Source organism: Deinococcus deserti VCD115, from assembly GCF_000020685.1.
Lineage (GTDB): Bacteria > Deinococcota > Deinococci > Deinococcales > Deinococcaceae > Deinococcus > Deinococcus deserti.
In genome coordinates, this window is record NC_012526.1 from 1665993 (window position 1) to 1684230 (window position 18238).

Annotated in this window: 19 protein-coding genes; 13 read left to right on the forward strand and 6 right to left on the reverse strand. The window is 65.1% G+C overall.

The genetic code is table 11. The annotated features are described in order from the left end of the window. The first annotated feature begins 82 nt into the window (after window positions 1-82). The 3 genes from DEIDE_RS07920 (at window position 83) to DEIDE_RS07930 (ending at window position 2523) form a co-directional block, all read left to right on the forward strand. Window positions 83-592, forward strand: a complete 510-nt coding sequence (locus tag DEIDE_RS07920) for a DinB family protein (protein WP_012693431.1) — start codon at window positions 83-85, stop codon at window positions 590-592. Further along, window positions 586-1056, forward strand: a complete 471-nt coding sequence (locus DEIDE_RS07925) for a DinB family protein (RefSeq protein ID WP_012693432.1) — start codon at window positions 586-588, stop codon at window positions 1054-1056. The genes DEIDE_RS07920 and DEIDE_RS07925 overlap by 7 nt, the downstream gene beginning before the upstream one ends. A gap of 177 nt (window positions 1057-1233) precedes the next feature. Beyond that, complete coding sequence (locus tag DEIDE_RS07930) at window positions 1234-2523, forward strand: aminotransferase family protein (RefSeq protein WP_012693433.1); 1290 nt, start codon at window positions 1234-1236, stop codon at window positions 2521-2523. Window positions 2524-2542: 19 nt separating this feature from the next. Here the strand turns inward: DEIDE_RS07930 and DEIDE_RS07935 are convergent, their stop codons facing one another. Next, window positions 2543-3307: a WecB/TagA/CpsF family glycosyltransferase gene (locus DEIDE_RS07935; protein ID WP_012693434.1), complete on the reverse strand. Its 765-nt coding sequence runs from the start codon at window positions 3305-3307 to the stop codon at window positions 2543-2545. A gap of 97 nt (window positions 3308-3404) precedes the next feature. On the opposite strand from DEIDE_RS07935, the gene DEIDE_RS07940 reads away from it, so the two are divergent. Together DEIDE_RS07940 and bshC are read left to right on the forward strand one after the other, a co-directional pair. Next, window positions 3405-4079 (forward strand): Crp/Fnr family transcriptional regulator, encoded by a 675-nt coding sequence (locus DEIDE_RS07940; protein ID WP_012693435.1) that lies wholly within the window; start codon window positions 3405-3407, stop codon window positions 4077-4079. A gap of 147 nt (window positions 4080-4226) precedes the next feature. Beyond that, window positions 4227-5783: a bacillithiol biosynthesis cysteine-adding enzyme BshC gene (gene bshC, locus DEIDE_RS07945; protein WP_012693436.1), complete on the forward strand. Its 1557-nt coding sequence runs from the start codon at window positions 4227-4229 to the stop codon at window positions 5781-5783. Window positions 5784-5813: 30 nt separating this feature from the next. Here bshC and ftsY read toward each other — a convergent pair whose 3' ends face one another. The 3 genes from ftsY to DEIDE_RS07960 are packed head-to-tail and all read right to left on the reverse strand — an operon-like array spanning window position 5814 to window position 9199. After that, the gene (gene ftsY, locus DEIDE_RS07950; protein WP_012693437.1) at window positions 5814-6770 is read right to left on the reverse strand and encodes a signal recognition particle-docking protein FtsY; all 957 of its coding nucleotides are present in this window, start codon (window positions 6768-6770) and stop codon (window positions 5814-5816) included. 36 nt (window positions 6771-6806) lie between these two features. Next, complete coding sequence (locus DEIDE_RS07955) at window positions 6807-7121, reverse strand: glutaredoxin family protein (protein WP_012693438.1); 315 nt, start codon at window positions 7119-7121, stop codon at window positions 6807-6809. Continuing rightward, entirely contained in the window at window positions 7118-9199 is a 2082-nt protein-coding gene (locus tag DEIDE_RS07960; protein WP_012693439.1) for a protein kinase domain-containing protein, read from the reverse strand. The genes DEIDE_RS07955 and DEIDE_RS07960 overlap by 4 nt, the downstream gene beginning before the upstream one ends. Before the next feature lie 203 nt (window positions 9200-9402). Here DEIDE_RS07960 and DEIDE_RS07965 point away from each other — a divergent pair, with 203 nt between their 5' ends. Together DEIDE_RS07965 and DEIDE_RS07970 are read left to right on the forward strand one after the other, a co-directional pair. Continuing rightward, window positions 9403-11199: a hypothetical protein gene (locus tag DEIDE_RS07965; protein WP_012693440.1), complete on the forward strand. Its 1797-nt coding sequence runs from the start codon at window positions 9403-9405 to the stop codon at window positions 11197-11199. A gap of 70 nt (window positions 11200-11269) precedes the next feature. Then, window positions 11270-11926 carry a glycosyltransferase family 2 protein gene (locus DEIDE_RS07970; RefSeq protein ID WP_012693441.1) on the forward strand — a complete coding sequence of 219 codons (657 nt, stop codon included), beginning with the start codon at window positions 11270-11272 and terminating at the stop codon, window positions 11924-11926. A gap of 147 nt (window positions 11927-12073) precedes the next feature. Here DEIDE_RS07970 and proC read toward each other — a convergent pair whose 3' ends face one another. Further along, a complete protein-coding gene (gene proC / locus DEIDE_RS07975; RefSeq protein ID WP_012693442.1) occupies window positions 12074-12865 on the reverse strand; it encodes a pyrroline-5-carboxylate reductase in 792 nt (263 codons plus the stop codon). Window positions 12866-12952: 87 nt separating this feature from the next. On the opposite strand from proC, the gene DEIDE_RS07980 reads away from it, so the two are divergent. Continuing rightward, complete coding sequence (locus DEIDE_RS07980; RefSeq protein ID WP_012693443.1) at window positions 12953-13768, forward strand: 50S ribosomal protein L11 methyltransferase; 816 nt, start codon at window positions 12953-12955, stop codon at window positions 13766-13768. Then, entirely contained in the window at window positions 13765-14481 is a 717-nt protein-coding gene (locus tag DEIDE_RS07985) for a 16S rRNA (uracil(1498)-N(3))-methyltransferase (RefSeq protein WP_012693444.1), read from the forward strand. Before DEIDE_RS07980 ends, DEIDE_RS07985 begins: the two co-directional genes overlap by 4 nt. A gap of 122 nt (window positions 14482-14603) precedes the next feature. Here DEIDE_RS07985 and recO read toward each other — a convergent pair whose 3' ends face one another. Then, window positions 14604-15347 carry a DNA repair protein RecO gene (gene recO, locus DEIDE_RS07990; RefSeq protein WP_012693445.1) on the reverse strand — a complete coding sequence of 248 codons (744 nt, stop codon included), beginning with the start codon at window positions 15345-15347 and terminating at the stop codon, window positions 14604-14606. A 214-nt stretch (window positions 15348-15561) separates the two neighbouring features. Here recO and DEIDE_RS07995 point away from each other — a divergent pair, with 214 nt between their 5' ends. From DEIDE_RS07995 to DEIDE_RS08010, 4 genes are all read left to right on the forward strand, one after another. Then, the gene (locus tag DEIDE_RS07995; protein ID WP_012693446.1) at window positions 15562-15972 is read left to right on the forward strand and encodes a hypothetical protein; all 411 of its coding nucleotides are present in this window, start codon (window positions 15562-15564) and stop codon (window positions 15970-15972) included. A 190-nt stretch (window positions 15973-16162) separates the two neighbouring features. Further along, on the forward strand, window positions 16163-16393 hold the full coding sequence (locus DEIDE_RS08000) for a hypothetical protein (RefSeq protein WP_012693447.1): 231 nt from the start codon (window positions 16163-16165) through the stop codon (window positions 16391-16393). A 239-nt stretch (window positions 16394-16632) separates the two neighbouring features. Next, on the forward strand, window positions 16633-17295 hold the full coding sequence (locus DEIDE_RS08005) for a GntR family transcriptional regulator (RefSeq protein WP_012693448.1): 663 nt from the start codon (window positions 16633-16635) through the stop codon (window positions 17293-17295). Beyond that, window positions 17292-18224: a proline dehydrogenase family protein gene (locus DEIDE_RS08010; RefSeq protein ID WP_012693449.1), complete on the forward strand. Its 933-nt coding sequence runs from the start codon at window positions 17292-17294 to the stop codon at window positions 18222-18224. Before DEIDE_RS08005 ends, DEIDE_RS08010 begins: the two co-directional genes overlap by 4 nt. Window positions 18225-18238: the final 14 nt, after the last annotated feature.

An 18238-nucleotide genomic window follows, 5' to 3' on the forward strand; every position in this document is an offset into this window, starting at 1 on the left:
AGGCCATGCGGGGGCAACCGATGTCAGGCGCTTCCCGCCGCCTTTTTTGACCCCTGCGCCTCTGCGCCGGAGAATGGCACCTATGACAACAGACCCCCACGACGAACGTGCCAGCCGGGCGCACCTTGCTTTTGCCCGCCTCCTGCCCAAGCTGTTCAGGGGTGGGCAGGCCTTTGTAGGCGTAGAAGCCTCGCTGAGTGGCCTCAGTGCCGGACTGGCAGTGACGCGCCCGGCCGGTCTGCCGCACAGCGTGGCTGAGCTGGTCGCCCACATCAACTACTGGCACCGCTGGATGCTGGACATCATCGAGTCCGGTCAGGCCACGCCCTATCCCCGCCACGCTGCAGAGACCTGGCCGGAAGTCGGCGAGGAAGACTGGAACCGGGTGCGTCAGGAATTCTACGAACTGCTGGCCCGCATTGACCCGCATGCCGCCCGGCCTGACCTGGCCAGCCCCGTCAACCACGACGAAACCATCGGAGAGCTGCTGGCCGACATGGCCATGCACACCGCCCACCATTTCGGGCAGATCGTAACCGTGCGCCAGGCGCTGGGTGCCTGGCCTCCCCCTGGCGGCGGCGACACGTGGTAAGCGACGTCTTCGGCAAGGCCGTGGGCAACCTCTACCGCGGAGGCCCCGCCAACGTGTCCTGGGCTCAGGCCCTGGACGGGCTTGACGCCGGGCAGGCGTTCCAGGTGCCCGCTGGTCTGCCTCACAGCGTGGCCCAGGTCGTCGCGCACGTCCAGTTCTGGCAGGAACATCTGCTCCGTCTGCTTGCAGGCGAACATCCTGCTGCCCCGGCGCAGGCGGCCGGGGGATGGCCTGAGCCCGGCGAGTGGGAAGCCTTGAAGGCGGCCTTTCTGCGAGACACCGAGGTCCTGCGGGAGCGTGCACGTAACGAGGAGTTTGCGCAGGCCCTGGATTCCAACGGCCGGCCCCACGGCGTGATCCTGACCAATTTTGCCGGCCATGGCCTGTACCACCTCGGTCAGGTCGTGACCATCCGGCAGGTGCTGGGGCTGTGGCCCCCGCCGGGCGGGGGTGACACCTGGTAGAGCCTTCAGGTCGGCAGGAGAGGACCACGGGCCGTACCGAACAGGTGGGCCAAGGTCTGTCCCTGCCGCACATCAGGACCTCAGCTGCCCCGATGTCGGCGCTGCCGAATCCAAGCCGCTGCACTTCATCAGACCGCTTTGTCTTGCCGCTTCTTTGCCCAGTCAGGAGTTCTGCGCATGTCCAACGTCTTCTACCGCTCCAGCAAGCCCTACCCCGTCGCCGTGCGGGGTAAGGGCGTGTACGTCTATGACCGTGACGGCCGCCGGTATCTGGACGGCTCGTCAGGCGCCCTCGTCGCCAACATCGGCCATGGCAGAACGCAGGTAGCCGACGCCATGGCCCGGCAGGCACGGGAACTGGCTTTCGTGCATGGCTCCCAGTTTTCCAGCGATGTTCTCGAGGAGTACGCTGCGCGCCTGTGCACGTTCCTTGATCTGCCGGACTTCCGGTTCTGGGCAGTCTCCGGCGGCTCGGAAGCCAACGAAAGCGCGATCAAACTGGCGCGGCAGTATCACGTCGAGCGGGGCGAGCCAGGACGGTTCAAGGTCATTACGCGCGTGCCCAGCTATCACGGTGCGTCACTGGGTGCCCTGGCCGCTTCCGGAATGGGCGCCCGCCGGGCGCTGTATGCCCCGCTGATGAACGAAGATGCCTGGCCCAAGATGCCCAAGCCTGACCCTTCACTGTCCGGCGAAAACGACGCAGAGCGCCTGCGCGAGGTTCTGGAAGCTTCAGGACCGGAGACGGTCGCTGCTTTTCTGTGCGAGCCGGTTGTCGGGGCCTCCGACGCAGCACTTGCGCCCAATCCGGGCTATCACGTCCGCATTGCTGAAATCTGCCGGGAATACGGCGTGCTGTTCGTGGCCGACGAGGTAATGGCCGGCATGGGCCGGTGCGGCGCCCCCCTGGCCTCCCGCCTGGGTGGAGCGGTCACGCCCGACATCGTGGTCCTGGGCAAGGGGCTGGCCGCCGGCTACGCGCCGCTGGCAGGGCTGGCCGCCAGTCCCACGATCTACCGCACGGTCATGTCAGGCAGCGGCGCGTTCAAGCATGGCTTTACCTACGCGGGGCACCCTGTCAGTGTGGCGGCAGGGCTGAGCGTGCTCAACATTGTGGAAGGCGAGCATCTGACGCACTGCGCCGTGACCCGGGGAAAAAAGCTGCTGGAAGGTCTCCAGATGCTGGCCGCGCGTCACCCGGTGGTGCTGAAGGCACGTGGACACGGCCTGCTCCTGGGCCTGATTCTGGGCGACCCGGAGACCGGAGAGGCATTTCAGACCCCAGGCATCGCCGAGCGGGTCGCCGCTTGCGCGCGGGAGCACGGCCTGCTGACCTATCCGGGCAGTGGCGCGGTCGATGGGGTCCGTGGTGACCATCTGCTGCTGGGACCGCCCCTGAGCATTTCGGACGCGGAAATCAGCGAGATGCTTGACGCTCTGAATCAGGCGCTGGGCAGCTGTGCCTGACCCCAGGGTGCACTAGGGGTCAGGGGCGGCTGGCTTTCAGGCGCTTTTTCTCGGCCCGCACCATCTGCACAAAGCGGGCCAGCCGTGGCGCGCGGTTCCAGCGTTTCGGGTCCAGGCCCACCCGCCAGATAAACTCCACGCCCAGCTTGCGGGTCCAGGCCGGCGCCAGATCAGCGGTCCCGGCCAGCACATCAATGACGCCGCCGCAGCCGATGGTGACCGGCGTGTTCAGAACCTGGCGCCAGTACTGGTTGAACACCTCCTGACGGCCAGCACCCATGGCCGTCAGCAGCAGGTGTGCGCCGCTGTCCCGGACCAGTTCGGCAACGCGCTGGTCTTCGTCAGTCTTGAAATAGCCGTGGTGAATGCCTGCCACCTGAATCCCGAAATCACGGTGGGCGTTCTGGGCCGCCTGCTCGGCGACGCCGGGCTTGGCGCCCAGAAAGAACACCCGCAGTTCAGGACCGTGCCGGGCCATCAGGCCCCGCACGATGTCGAAGCCCGGCGCGCGCGGCACCTGCGTCTGACACAACTCCCGGGCAGCGTACACAATGCCCACGCCGTCAGCCGTGACCAGATCAGCAGCCTGCATGGCCTGGGCGAATTCATCCGAGGTGCGCGACTGCACGATGAACTCGGGATTCAGGGTCACGACGGTATGCCCGGTGCGGGGTGTGGCGAACATCCAGTGGCTGAGCACATCCAGTGTCTCGGGCAAAGAAATCACGTCCAGCGGCAGATCAAACAGCTCAATGCGCTGGCCGGGGGGAGAAGTGACGGTCATGCTGGCGGTGATTGTAACGTCTCTCTGCGCAACACACCCGGCGCCCCTGCCCCAAGGTGCGGTGCGGCAGCGCCGACTGTGCGGCATACTGCGGGACATGTTGCCCGGTGCTTTTGGTGCGTTGCCTACAGAAACCCAGGCGCACCTTCTTTCGGCGGGCCGCCTGGGGCGCTGGGGACGCGCGGACCTGTTGTTCCATCCCGAGGACCCGGCGGAGACCCTTTTTCTACTGACCCGCGGCTCGGTCAGGCTATACCGCCTGGGAACAGGCGCCCGCGAGGTCACGCTTGATGTTCACGGTCCAGGCGCCCTGCTGGGCATCTCGGCCCTGACCCCGGGAGCCTCGTACGGCATGTATGCCGAGGCAATGGACGATACCGAAGCCCTTCAGCTGGGCTGCGGCAACCTGAACCGGGTGCTGCAGGCCCACCCGGCCGTGGGTGTGGCCCTGACCGAGCAGATGACCCAGCAGACGCGCGGGGTGCAGGAGCGGCTCTCGGGACTGGTGTTCCTGGAGGTTTCGCAGCGTCTGGCCCTGGCCCTGCTGGGTCTGGCCGAGCGGGAGGGCCCCTGGCCCGAAGAGGGGTCTCTGGCCTTGAGGGACCGCGTTTCGCATCAGGATCTCGCTCACCTGGTGGGAAGTACCCGTGAAACCATCACAAAGCTGCTGGGAGACTTCCGCATGCGCGGCCTGCTGGACCTGGGTTACCGCCGCATCATCCTGACTGACCGCCCGGGTCTGCAGCGGGCAGTTCGCGAGCCCCTGCGCTAGCTGGTCGTACCGGCAGGACAACCCTGCCACCTCAGCACACACTGATCTGCGCAAAATGCTTTAACGTGGAGCCTCGTGCGGACCGCCACAGCGGCAGTCCGGGCAGGTCCAGTAGCCCGCAGTCGGGGCAGGGAAAGGCGGGCAAGGATGGCGCGGAATGTGGCAGCGGAATACCAGCAGGGCGGGGCAGCGGAGTTTATCCGGCTGCCGTATGGTGCCCTGGAGCAGGCACAGGCTGAGGGCCGGCCAGACGTGGACCGGGCCGCGCTGGTTCAGGCTCTGCGCGCCTACCACCGGGATCTGGGGACCCTGGACCAGGATGTAGAGGCAACGCTGGCGAAGCTGGCTCATCCATTATCCCGGGTGGTGGTGACAGGCCAGCAGGCTGGAGCGCTGACTGGCCCCGCCTACAGTGTGCACAAGGGCGCAGACGCCGCCCTGCTGGCCCGCAAACTGTCTCGCGAGGAGGCGCCGGTGGTCGCGGTGTACTGGGTGGCCAGCCAGGACCACGACGCGGCAGAGGTGGCTTCCACCACCCTGCTGGACCACGCCGAGCGGCTGCACAGGCTGACCCTGGATGTGCCGCAGGGAGTGCCGGTAGGCCGGGTACCGTGGCGTCCGGAATGGACCGCTCAGGTTCACACTCTGCTGGATCAGTTCGACGCCCCGGCCGAGCATGTCGCTGCCGTGCGCTGCCGTCTGGAGCGGGCCCTTGCAGCGGGCGGCAGCTACGCTGACGTGTTTGCACGGCTGATCCACGGCCTGCTCGGGCCTGCGGGCCTGCTGGTTCTGGACCCGCTTCATCCGGCCCTGGCATCGCTGATGGCTCCCACGCTGGCCAGAGAGCTCGAACGGCCGCTGGAGTCCTCGTCGCGTATCGAAGAGGCGGCGCACGCCCTGGAGCAGGCCGGCTTTACTCCGCAGCTTCGCCGGCCGGCTGGCGCGACCAACCTGTTTCTGGAAGAAGACGATGGCCAGCGGCGCCTGCTGCGTTTTGACGGGCAGCAGTTTCGGACAGAAGCCCGTACCTACAGCCCGGCGCAGATCCGCGCGAGTCTGGAGGCTGACCCGTCCAGACTGACCCCGGCCGCCGGCTTACGCCCGGTTGTCCAGGACGCCTTGCTGCCGACCCTGGCCTTTGTGGTGGGGCCGGGCGAGATTGCCTACGGAGCACAGCTGCGCGATGTCTACCCGCTTCATGAGCTTCAGCAGCCTCTCCTCTGGCCGCGCCTGAGTGTGACCTGGCTGGAACCCAATGTGGCCCGGCTGCTGCGCCGGCTGGAGGCCACTGCGGCGCAGGTGCAGGCTGATCCGGAGGGCGTCCTGGGCCGCTCGCTGGCAAGGGAACGTCAGGCCAGCGCCCTGAGTGCCGCACGCCTGAACAGTCTGCGCACCGAACTGCACGCGCTGACTGAGGAGATCGGTGCGCTGGACCCGACCCTCGCCGGGGCGGCCCAGCGTACCCAGTCACGGACCATCACGCGAATGGCCCATCTGCAGGACCTGGGCCTCAGAGCGCTGGCACGCGCAGAGAACGAGCGTACCGGGCAGCTTTCGCGCCTGAGAAGCCACCTCCTGCCCGGCGGCGTGCCTCAGGAGCGTGAAATGAACTTCCTGACCTTCCTGCTCAAGCATGGAGAGGCGCCGCTGAATCTGCTGCTTCAGCAGACTCCCGGCGCCCATCTCGAACTGACGATTCCCTGAGCAGCAAAGGGGGGCCTCCCCCCTCTGCGTTCAGGCTTTGGGAATATCCACGTCGAACAGGGCGCGAACAAACTCCTGACTGTCGAAAGGCTGCAGGTCGCCCGCCTGCTCCCCCACCCCGATAAATTTGATGGGCACACCCAGTTCGCGCACGATGGGAATCAGGATGCCGCCCTTGGCTGTGCCATCGAGCTTCGTGACAATCACACCTGTCAGCGGCGTCGCCTCATGGAACTTCTTGGCCTGCTGCAGGCCGTTCTGGCCAGTCACGGCGTCAAGGACCAGCCAGACCTCGGCGGGCTCGCCAGGATCGGCCTTATCAATGACCCGGCGCACCTTCTTGAGCTCCTCCATCAGGTTGTGCTTGTTGTGCAGGCGGCCTGCCGTATCCACGAACAGCAGATCCGTTCCTCGCGCTGCCCGGGCCGAAGCGCCGTCAAAGGCCACTGCCGCAGGGTCGCCACCATCAATGCCCTGGACGACCGGGATGCCCAGACGGTCGCCCCACACGCCCAGCTGCGCGCCTGCGGCGGCGCGGAACGTATCACCCGCTGCGAACATCACGCTTTTACCGCGGGTCATGTAGTACTGCCCCAGCTTGGCAATGGTGGTGGTCTTGCCCACTCCATTGACGCCGATCACCATGACCACGTGGCCTTTGGGGTCGATCCGGCTGCGGCTGACGTCGGGTGCAAAGCCCAGTTTGCGGAACTCGGCCCGCCGGGCGTCCGGTTCCAGCTGCAGCACCAGCGCGTCCATCAGGGCCTGTTGCAGGTTCTTGCCCTCGCTGGAGCGCACGTCCTCCAGAATCTCCTCGGTAGCCGCGCGGCCCACGTCGGCGGCAATCAGCGCATATTCCAGGTCCTCGATGGTCTCCAGGCGGTTCGTGAAGACGTCACGCACGTCATTGCCGAGAAACCCGGCCGTCTCATTGATCTGCTTGCGGGTTTTGCTCAGCCCGTCCCGCAGGCGTTCTAGCCAACTCATGCTCCGAGCATAGCGCTGCAGGAGCGCACAAACGTCTCAGCCCGGTGAATCCGGCTGAGTGCGCGTTTCACGGAGCAGCAGGAGCTTGATCTGTGACAGGCGTGAACGACTGAAAGCGCCCTTCCCCAGGACACGCCCGCCGCTGGCCAGCACTGGCACGTCCTGGCCGTAGCGGGCCTTGAGCAAAGGATCCGTGTCCACGTCCACCACCTGGAACGTAAATGCCAGTGCCTTCAGATGGGACTCAGCCTGTTCGCATAAGTGACAACCTAAACGCGAATACAGCGTGAGGGCAGGCACAGCGGGGCGCTGCACAGGATCCTGCTGGTCTGGTCCGGTCCGGCCCGTCACGCTCTGCTCTGCGCTGGCACCGCGCGGCGCAGCAGACTCAGGGCCTGCACCGGGGTATACAGGTCGGTGGCACGGATCAGGTCACCGGTGGTCGAGATGGTTCTCAGCACCTGCCCCCCCTGGCGCACGGCGAACAGCTGCCCGTCCGGCCCTACCTGCAGCAGCCAGGGGACGTCCATAGCCTCACCCACCAGATTCTCCAGCGGCAGGGTCAGCCCTGGTGTGCCGTCTGCCTCGATCTTCCGGACCTTGTTGGCCACACTGTCCACGATGTACACGGCCCCCTGCTGGTCCACGCACAGCCCGGCAAGCTGACGCAGCTGCTCGCTGGTGCGGTCCACCCTGAAGGCGTAGCGGTTGATGTACTCTCCTTGAAGGTTAAAGCGTTGCACCTCGTTCTGAGCAGTGTCCAGGACATAGACCTGCCCATCTGGCGCCGCAGCGATGGTGCGGGGCTTCTCGAAGCGGCCTACGCCCTGACCACGTCCGCCAAAGCGGCGCACGAAGCGGCCCTGGCCGTCATAGACCACGACGTGACAGGCCTCAGCGTCCAGTACGAACACCAGCCCGGCCGCGCAGGCGATAGAGACCGGATGCAGCAGTTCAGCTTCGCCCAGGCCGTATGCTCCGAAGCTCAGCAGTTCCTCGCCGTCACTGGAAAACTTGCGCACAAGGGCTCCAGCCTTGCCATGACGGTAATCCAGGAGGGTGGCGTACAGGTTGCCCTCCTCGTCGCCGGCAAGCGCATTAGGGACTCCAGGCAGCGCCTTCGCTCCCCCCTGCTGGTCGGCCAGACTCACGCGCAGCTTGGCGTTCAGGTCCAGCAGCCTCAGGGTGCCGCGTTTTTCCTGCACGCTCACAGCCAGGGCCACCGGGTCTGTAAACACCTCGTCGCTGATAACCCCTGCATCCAGCCGGGCAATCACATCGTCCAGGGTGGGACGCTGGGCAGGATCTTTCTCGATCATGTGGAGAATCAGGTCATTGAGCCGGCCCGGCACTTCAAGCCGCACCTGCTTGGGGGGCTTGGGCGACTCAAAGACCTGCTGGTGCACCACGGCCTCGTAGCTGCCCTTGAAGGCCGTCTGACCGGTCACCATCTCGTAAGCCAGCAGGCCCAGCGAGTACACGTCGCTGCGGGCGTCCACGCGGTTGCCTTTGGCCTGCTCGGGCGCCATGTAGATGGGGGTGCCTACCCGGGCACCGGTCATGGTCAGCCGGGTCAGGATCTTCCCCACCGCAATGCCGAAATCCATCAGCTTGACCCCGCCCTCACGCAGGCGGCCATCGGTAAATGCGTGCTTGAGCACCATCACGTTGCCAGGCTTGATATCGCGGTGAACCACGTTCTGCATGTGAATGTGCCGCAGAGCGTCGGCCAGAGCCCGGATCATCTGGGTGCTTTCAGAGAAGGTCAGGGTCCGGTGTTCCAGCAGGGCTTCGAGGCTCTCGCCGTCCAGATATTCCATGGCGATGTAATGCTCGGGGTCCTGCATGCGGTAGTCGTAGACCCGCACGATATTGGGGTGGTTGAAGCGCTTGAGGACTTCCGCTTCCCGGTAAAAGCGCTTGACGAACTTCGCGTCGGCCAGATACTTCTCCTGGGGCACCTTGAGGGCCACGATCCGGCCGTCCTGGCGGCGGCGGGCGCGGTACACGTTCCCCATGCCGCCGATGCCGATCCGCTCAAGGACCTCATATTCCCGAAACTTCAACTCCACGCCGGTCGTGACCTTTGAAGGCCGGCGGGTCGGCGTCACCGGACGCTGACGGTTGGCCGTAACAGGCTTGAACGCTCCGGAAAGCGGTGTTCGGTCCAGGCTGGGCATCATCAGACGCCCCAGTGGAATCAGTGCCGTGGCCAGCAGAAAAGCGGTCACCCCCAGCAGGCCCTGCACCCGCGTCAGGCCAGCCTGAATATCCACGGCCCCCCCCTGGCCGGTGGCCCCGGCCGCCACCAGCGCCCCGGCCGCAACAAGAGCGGCTACCGCAACAAATGCAGCGAGCACGCGCTCTGGCACCCGCACTGCCAGCAACAGGCCGACCAGGAACAGTGAGCCCAGCAGAGCAAGAGTCATCCAGCTCCCACAGACACAGCGAGCCGCTCAATGAAGACGATCATTTCTTCTGTTATACAGGGCGACTCTTGCCTGTGGCTTACAGCCCCCGCACTGCACCTCCAACGGCACGTCCTCAAAGGTCATACTGGAAGGCGTGAACGTCGTTCTCCCCTGGTGTGCCGGGCGCGCGTGCGCGGAGCTTTCGGCGTGACGGAGCCTGCATGACCTACTGGACCGAACTGGTCGAGCTCTACGAATACAAGGTCACCGACCTGCTGGAAGGCCGTTCTCCTCGTGGAGGCCGGCGCTCGCTGGGGGCTCTGCGGGATGATCTGTTGTCCGCACCCCTGACGCCACCGCAGCTCAGGCGCCTGATGGAAGCCGACCGCCGTTACCGTGCCCTGCTCAAAGGACAGCACGCTGCCCCTCAGACATCAAGCGGTGAACGCCCGGCCTCACGTCCGGGGTGGGCTGTCAACGGCACGGCAGTCAGCGAGGCTGCCCGCGCCTCCAACGACCTGCAGCGCCTGGCGTGGCATGCCGGGGTGCGCCGCGAACTGCTGGAGGAAAGCCGTGCCTGGCAGCAGGAACCCAGTCTGGTCACCTTACGGGTAGCCTACGCCGCACTGGAAAACGCTGAGCGCGCTGCTGGCACCGGACATGACTGGCAGGTCGTTCCAGAAGTCCACGACCCGCTGAGTTCCCTGTACGACACAGAGGTGATTCACCGGCTGATGTACGGTATGGCCGATCTGATGCTGGCGCCTGAGGGCCGCACGCGCCTGCGCACCGAGCTGCTCAAGATTCACGAGGAACCTTTTCGGCGCCACGCTGACGAGGATGTTCTGGCAGCGCGTCTGGAAGCCGTGGGCCGCGAGCCGCTGTCCGAACCGGCGCGCGAGGCCCTGCGGCAGGCGCTGCGGGCTCAGTACCCGCCTCCTCGCGATCCACGCGAGCGCCCGGCGATCCGGGACGCTGCGCAGCGCCTGCTGACCCTGTTACAGGAGCTCGTCGCGCGGGCGCCGGCCCTGGTGCCGGGCCGGCTGCCGCCTCATGTGCTGCTGTATGCCAAAGAACCCTCCCTGGCCCAGGACCGCCCGGATGACGCGTCCGATAAACTGTTCGTGTACATGCCTGGGGGCACGGGGGCACAGTGGCGCGGACTGACGCTGCGCTGGCAACCTGTCTCCACGACCTGGCAGCTCCAGGTCGATGGGCAGCTGATTCAACTCCGGCCCGACGCTCCGGATATCGAGCGTTCGGCGCTCCTGACTACCTCCAGGGGCGACTTGAGAGCGTTTATCAGCGGTCCTTACCTGCTGCTGCGCGCCGAAGGTTCGACCCGTGAGGCGCTGAACTCCCAGGCCACACTGGCCCGTGCTGTGGCATTCCTGATGCGTCCAGCCGGAGGATTCGCAGCTTTGCGGCTGGCCCGGGGAGCCATCCTGTCTCTGCGCCACCAGGCGCTGGATCTGGAATCCCTGGGACCGATGAGTGTCACAAAGTACGCGCAGGCTGCTCCCTCCACGCTGCTGGAAGTCGCGCGCCGGGGCGCTGAGACGCTGGTTTCACGCGTGGCAGAGCTGACGCCAGAGGAGATCGCGCGTCACCTGCAGGGCGCAGCCGGGGCGCTCGCTCTGGACATGACACTGGCCGCAGGACTCCATGAAGTCCTCCACCGGGCCGCCTTTCCCGACGAAGTCCTGCCCGAACCGGTCATTGCCGCGTTGCTGGAGGTCTCCTGTGACGGCGCCTTCCGGTGTGTTCGGCTGGGAGACGACCCCCTGACGCTGCATGTGGCCGACCGGCTGATGACCGTGCGGCTGGACTACAAGGGTGACCGGCTTGCCGTTCTGCCCGGTCAACCGCCGGTGGTGGTAAGTGACCTGGTCGTTATAGCGGTGCCGGGCCTGCGCGTGATGCTGGTGCGGCAGCTTGACTGGCTGGCTGTAGCCGCAGAAGTGGACCCGCCTGGGAGCGAGACGGACCTGACCACCCTGATCGCAGACGAATTCTGAAACGTCCCCTTCCCGGTCAGTTTCAGGAACGGTGTTCCGGGACAGGGGCCGGATGGTCTAGCATGGAGACATGACCCAGCCTGCAGCGTCCGGGACCACGCGGGTGGCGGTGGTGATTCCGGCTTTCAATGAAGAAGATACGGTGGCCAATGTGGTCCGGGTCGGCCTTACCGTCACGCCGGACGTCGTCGTGGTCTCTGACGGCAGCAGCGACAGCACAGCCCGGGTCGCGCGGGAGGCCGGCGCACATGTGGTGGAACTCAACGAGAACGCTGGAAAAGGCGCGGCGCTGCTGGCTGCCCTTCACGCCACACAGGCCGATCTGGTCGTGATGCTCGACGCCGACCTGATGGGCCTGACGCACGAGCATCTGCAGCAACTGCTGGAACCCGTCCGCTCGGGGCAGCTGGACATGAGCATCGGCGTCTTTGATGGCGGCGGCTTCGTCACGGACTGGGGCAACAAGCTCACCCCACATCTCAGCGGTCAGCGTGCCTGCCGCCGCGACTGGCTGCTGGCCGTTCCCGATCTTGGCCGGGAACGGTGGCCCGAACCGGCCATCACCGCACACCTCAAGGAAACGGGAGCACGCTGGGACTACGTGGTGCTTGAGCAGGTGGCGCAAGTGGTAAAGGAAAAGAAACGGGGGTTCTGGAAGGGTGCACAGGCCCGCACCAAGATGTACGCAGACCTGCTGACCTACCACGCCCGGCGAAAGCGACCCTGACCTGCCGTCTGAAGTGAGGAGTCACCCAGGCGCCCAGCAGGCCATCATGGTTCATAGCGACCGCTCGGGAGCTGCGCCTGATCCGGTTTCCATCCGAACTTCAGACCACAGCTCCCTTCAGGGGGCCAGCACCCGGCCGTACGCTGCTTATTCCTGGTCCTGACCCAGTTCGATGCTGCGGCGGGTCGCCGCCTCGACCGCCCGCATCAGGCCCCCACGGACGCCAGCAGCTTCGAGCTCGACCAGTCCGGCAATTGTCGTGCCACCAGGGCTGGCCACCTCGTCCTTGAGCAGCCCCGGATGGGCACGCTTCTGCAGCAGTTCACCGCTGGCCACCAGCAGTTTGGCCGCGAGTTCGTTGGCCAGGGCCCGCGGCAGGCCCATGCGCACGCCCCCGTCCGCCAGCGCCTCGGCCACCACGGCAGCGTAGGCTGGTCCGGAGGCGCTCATCCCGGTAAAGACATTGAACAGGTGCTCGGGAATGTCGTAGACATCACCTACCGCGCCGAACAGGCTGTGGGTGAAGTCGAGATCACCGGCTTCCAGCGCTTCACGTGGGCCCGTTATAGCTGTCTGGCTCAGGCCGATGGTCGCTGCCAGATTCGGCATGACCCGGACCACGCGCTTGGTCCCCAGACGGCGCGACAGCGTGGCCACACTGACGCCGGCCATCGTGCTGATGTATCCCGCGTTCTCCTGCGCCAGCCATTCGCTGACTTCCGGGAACACGCGGGGCTGCAGACTGATCAGGATGCGCTGCGCCCCAGCAAGTTCGTCCGGCGTGATGACCTGGGCTCCGGTGCGGCCAGCGATCTCTTCAAGGCGCGGAACGTTGGTGTCCAGCAGTCCGATCTCCGAGGGCTGGAGCACACCGCGCGACGTGACGCCCTCCAGCAGAGCCAGCCCAAGTTTCCCGACACCGACGATGGCGACCTTCATGCGCGCCAGTATAGGTGCGCCTGTGAGAGTGCCTGGGGGGCCGGTGTGGAGGACTTGCGTCATGCAACTCCCAGGTACACTCGGCGCATGCTGGTGTATGCCCTGCCTGGAACCTTTGAAACGCGCGAAGACCACCTGGATCTGCTGTGGGAGGCAGGCGCGACCGGCCTGGAGGAACGCGCCGGGCTGATCCGCGCCTACTTCGACACTGAAGTGGACCTGCCTGCACAGATCCGGGACGGGCAGTGGCAGAACGAGGCCGATCAGGACTGGCTGGCCGCTTTCAAGGCCAACCTGCGTCCTGTGCGCGCCGGGCGCGTGACCATTGTTCCACCGTGGCTGCGAACCGAGGTCGAAAGCGGCCAGCTGCCCCTGGTGATCGAGCCTGGCATGGCCTTCGGCACCGGCCACCACGCGACCACCCGGATGGCGGTCGAGGCACTGGGCAACCTGGATCTCCAGGGGAAACGGGTGCTGGACGTAGGCACTGGCAGCGGCGTTTTGGCTATTGCCGCAGCTCTGCTTGGGGCTGCGCAGGCCGCAGGCGTGGACATTGATCCCATCACCATTCCGATTGCCCGCGAAAATGCCCAGGAAAACGGAGTTCCCGAGGGCCGCACGGTGTTTGTGGAAGGCACCCTGGGCGACGAGCTGCCCGAACAGGCCGGTGATGAAGAGTTCGATGTCCTGGTGGCCAACCTGTACGCCGAACTGCATGACCTGCTGGCCGCAGAGTATGTGGCGCACCTGCGCCCAGGGGGACCACTGGTGCTGACCGGCATCCTGACCAGCAAGCTGGGAATGGTACAGGACGCCCTGAACCGAGAAGGCTTTTCAGGCATTCAGGTGCGTGAAGACGGCGAGTGGGTTCTGGTGACCGCCAGCGCGCCAGCTCAGCAATGAGCGGCGAGGACCGGGGCTCGGGTCAGGTCCGCCGCGTGCGCGTGGAGGCCCTGGCTCCTGAAATGGTCCTGGGCCCGCGGGAGGCGAGGCATCTGTATGTGCTGCGGCTCTCTCCTGGTGCAGAGGTGCTGGTGTTTGACGGCCAGGGAGCTCAGGCTCAGGCCACGGTGGTCGAACTTGATGCTGCCCGGGCCATCCTGCACCTGGGCGAAAGCATAGGCGCAGCGGCCGAAACGCCCCAGCCGCTGACGCTGGCCGTGGCCCTCCTGAAAGGGGACAAGCTTGCCGACGTGGTGCGGGCCGCCACCGAACTGGGCGTGGCCCGGGTGCAGCTGCTGGTCACGCGCCGGGCTGATGCCCGTGAAATCGGGGCACAGAAGCTGTCGCGCCTGAACCGCATTGCCGAGGAAGCGAGTAAGCAGTCGCGGCGGGCCGTGACTCCTCCGGTGCTCAACCCGGTGACTCTGGCTGATTTTCAGTGGGAAGGCCAGCTCTTCGTCGCCCAGCCCGGCTCCAGCTTGCGTCTGACCCAGCACCTGGACTGGTCAGCCCCAGTAACCGTGCTGACCGGCCCTGAAGGTGGCCTGACCACTGAAGAAGTGAATCAGCTCACTGCGAAAGGAGCGCTGTCGGTGACTCTTGGCCCCCGTATCCTGCGCGCCGAAACAGCCCCGGTGGCACTCCTGGGAGCTATTGCAGCACAGGGACAATAGGCGTCGGCAGACGCTGCGTTCTGGTCCGGATCGACAAGGATACCTGACGGTGGAGTCCTGCCTTGCAGCGAGGAGCATCCACTTCAACCTCTGCCACCGGTACCACTTCTTTCGTGCAGGTGTCAGACCAGCGCCACGGCTGGGCTGTCCGTGGCGGGCACCAGCTGACGCCAGCTGTGGACACTCCCGATCTGTACGGTGACAAATCGTTCCAGGGCGCGCCACAGAGCCGGACGCTGGTGCAGCGGCACCGGGGTCTCCATACTTACCCGCACAGTTCTGCGTACGACGTTGCGCAGAAAATCCAGTGATTCCGCCGGGTAGGCAGGCAGGGCAGCACATGTTGCGCAGAGAAGCTGCCCAGCCAGCGGATCAGGGTGCGCCGGGTCCGGCTGGCCACATCGGGCGCAGCGGGCAGTCTGCGGCACCATGCCGGCCAGTCCCAGCAGCTTGTAGCTCATGACCAGCGCCACCCATTCAGGATCAGGCTGGTGGGAAATGCCCCGCAGGGCTCCGGCGAACAGGTCAAACGCCTGCTCGCTGAATTCGCCTTCCTGGAACAGGGCGTCGGCAAACTCCGCCATCAGGTGCGCAAAGGCGTATCGCTCGGGTTCAGCCAGCCGGGGCAGCGCGCCTTCCAGTACTGCCTGCTTGACGCTGGCCAGATCGTTGTGCGGGCCCTGATAAATCTGGGTGGCCACGTGATGAAACAGGTTCAGTCGGCTGGCCAGGGGACCACGCACGCCACCGCGCGCCACCGCCTTGAGCTTGCCCTGAGGAGTCAGCAAGGTCACGATGATGTCGCCGGCCGGTGTGACGCGGCGCCGGATGACGATCCCGTTGCGGTTGGCAGTTCGCGACCTCACCGGACTCCCAGGAGGGAACAATGCAGGCCTGGTTCCCCGCAACTGGCCCCGAGGGTCCAGTGTGCAGTGTCCTGTGGTTTCCGGCCAGACAGGATCAAACGGGGCAGCGTCCTTCTCACCTCACGAAGATAGGTCACCTGCCCCCCCCTTGCAGTGACTGGAAGCAGTTTTCGCGCACGAATGACCCCTTGCCAGGCACGTACACTGGCTACCAATGAGTGATTCACGCTCCTCCGATCACAGCGTCCGTGACCTGCTGCGCGAACTGTTTCCGGACACTCACCGGGAACTGTTCGGTGATGAAGCCGCCCCGGAGGCCCCGCCCACGCTGGGGCTTTACCCGGTGGCAGACGGACGGCTGGCGCTGGTGCATGGCGATCAGCTGGCCGAGTTCAGTCCGTTAGACCCCAAGGGGCGCAATGCCCTGCACTGCGACCTGTGCCACTACACCCGCAGCCGCAGCGAAGCGAGTGTGTACCGCGTACGGGTCGGGGCACGCCGCACGCGCTACGTGACGCTGTGCCTGGGAACCCAGGCGTGCCAGAAGCGCGCTGGATCGCGGGGCCTGGAGAGCCTGGCCAGCCGGATTTTTCCTCTGGAATCCAGTTTCGCTGACGAGCATTAGGCGCAGGAAGACAGGTGGCGTTTCTGGTATGACAACGCGCTGAACAATGCAGGAACGGGCAGTCTCACCGCAGAGCTAAGTTTTCAAACCCCTGAACGCGGATGCGCCTGGGTCATCCATACGGATTTCTTGACACCTTTGACATCCGACTAAAATCCACGGCGCCTAACATGGAGGATGGAGGTTCTCCATGACAGAGAAAAGTATGGGCGAACGCCTGGGCGAAGCTGTGGATTCCGCCAAACACAAGGTCAACGAGATGGCTGACCGCACACGCGCCGAAGGCCACGAGTTCAAGGCAGAGACCAGCGATAGCCCCGTTGAACGAGCGGTAGAAAAAGGCAAAGCGACCGTAGACCACAGTAAAGCTGAGTTGCACGAAGCTGCCAGCGAGAAACAGGCCAGAGACGCTGGACGGTAACCACCGCGCTACTACATCAGCTGCATCTGGTTTATCTGGAAACAGACGGAAGTCATCCCGTCTGTTTTTATGTCCAATCTGCCGGTTCATCCACAGAGGCCAACTTCGGACATAGGCTTCACAATCAAAAAGAGTCCAGAGCAGGCACCAGCTCAGTCATTGACCACCAGACGGTTTCTGTCCCTTCGTTATCCACCATTGTCTTTACGCGTCTCCGGATATTGTATACAATATCCAGGATGACCAGCGATCCTTCCTTTCAGCGACCCGGCCTGGTCCGGGACGGCGTGTATGGCCATCTGCGCCGCGCCGTGCTGGACGGTGAGATTGCCCCGGGCGAACGCATTGGTGAGGTCGAATTGGGCGAACGGCTTGGCGTATCGCGCACCCCTATCCGTGAAGCCCTGATGCGACTGACTCAGGACGGCCTGCTGGTGGCCGAGGCCAACCGAGGTGTACGCGTACGGACCATCAGTGCCACCGAGGCCCGGGACACCTACGTGGTCCGCGAGGAACTTGACGGTCTGGCGGCGGCACTCGCTGCTACGCACCACACCTCTGCCGACGCTGCCGCCCTTAAGACAGCTCTCGCCGACCTCAACGCCGCGCCTGAGACCGACTACCGGGAGCAGACCCGGCTGGACCTCGCCTTTCACCGGGCAGTCACACTGGCAGCCCACAACGCAGCGCTGACCGACCTGGCACGTGATCTTGAACAGCGCATCGCTCTGATCAAGCATCAGACGCGCACGTACAACGCACATCCTCAGACCGACGCACAGCACGCTGCAATTCTTCGTGCGGTGCTTGACAGGGAGGCTGACGCTGCCCGTGAGGCCGCCCGCGTGCATGTTCGAACCTTCGCCACACTGGTCCTGGAGGACCTGGGAGAACTGAAATGATTGATCAGCTGTACCGCAAAGCCGTCCTGACGGTCGCCGAACGCAAGTCCGTGGAGAATCTTATCCGTGCCCGTGGCTGGGGTCTGGCACAGCGCTTCGTGGCTGGAGAGAATATTCCCAGTGCCCTGAAGGCAGTCAAGGAACTTCAGGCCGAAGGTATCCTGAGTAACCTCGACCTGTTGGGTGAGTTCATCGAGTCACCAGAGCAGTGCAACCAGTTTGCACAGAATGTTCTGGATCTGCTTGATGCCGCCAATGCTGAAGGCATCGTCCCGTACGTGAGCATCAAACTTTCCAGCGTGGGCCAGGGCAAGACGGTCGGCGGCGAGGATCTGGGCCTGACCAATGCACGGCGTATCGTCGGCAAGGCCAGACAGTACGGCGGTTTCGTCTGCCTGGATATGGAAGACCACCCCCGGGTCGACCAGACGCTGGCCCAGTTTCGTCAGCTGGTGGGCGAGTTCGGCGGCGAGCATGTCGGCACGGTTCTGCAGAGCTACCTGTTCCGCACCGAGGCAGACCGTGACAGCCTCGACGACCTGCGCCCCAACCTGCGCATCGTCAAGGGAGCCTACCTGGAGCCCGAGACAGTCGCCTTCAAGGACAAGGCCGACGTGGACGCTGCGTACCGCCGCCTCGTCTACGCTCATCTCAAGGCCGGCAATTACACCAACGTGGCCACGCACGACGAGAGCATCATCAATGACGTCAAGCATTTCGTGCTTGCCCACGGCATTTCCAGAGACGCCTTTGAATTCCAGATGCTATACGGCATTCGCCGGGACCTTCAGAAGTCCCTGGCGCAGGAAGGCTACCGCGTGCGCGCCTACATTCCCTACGGCCGCGACTGGTACGCGTACTTCAGCCGCCGCATCGCCGAAACGCCGCGCAACGCCATGTTCGTTGTCCGGGGCATGCTCAAAGGCTGACCAGCGGCCTTTTC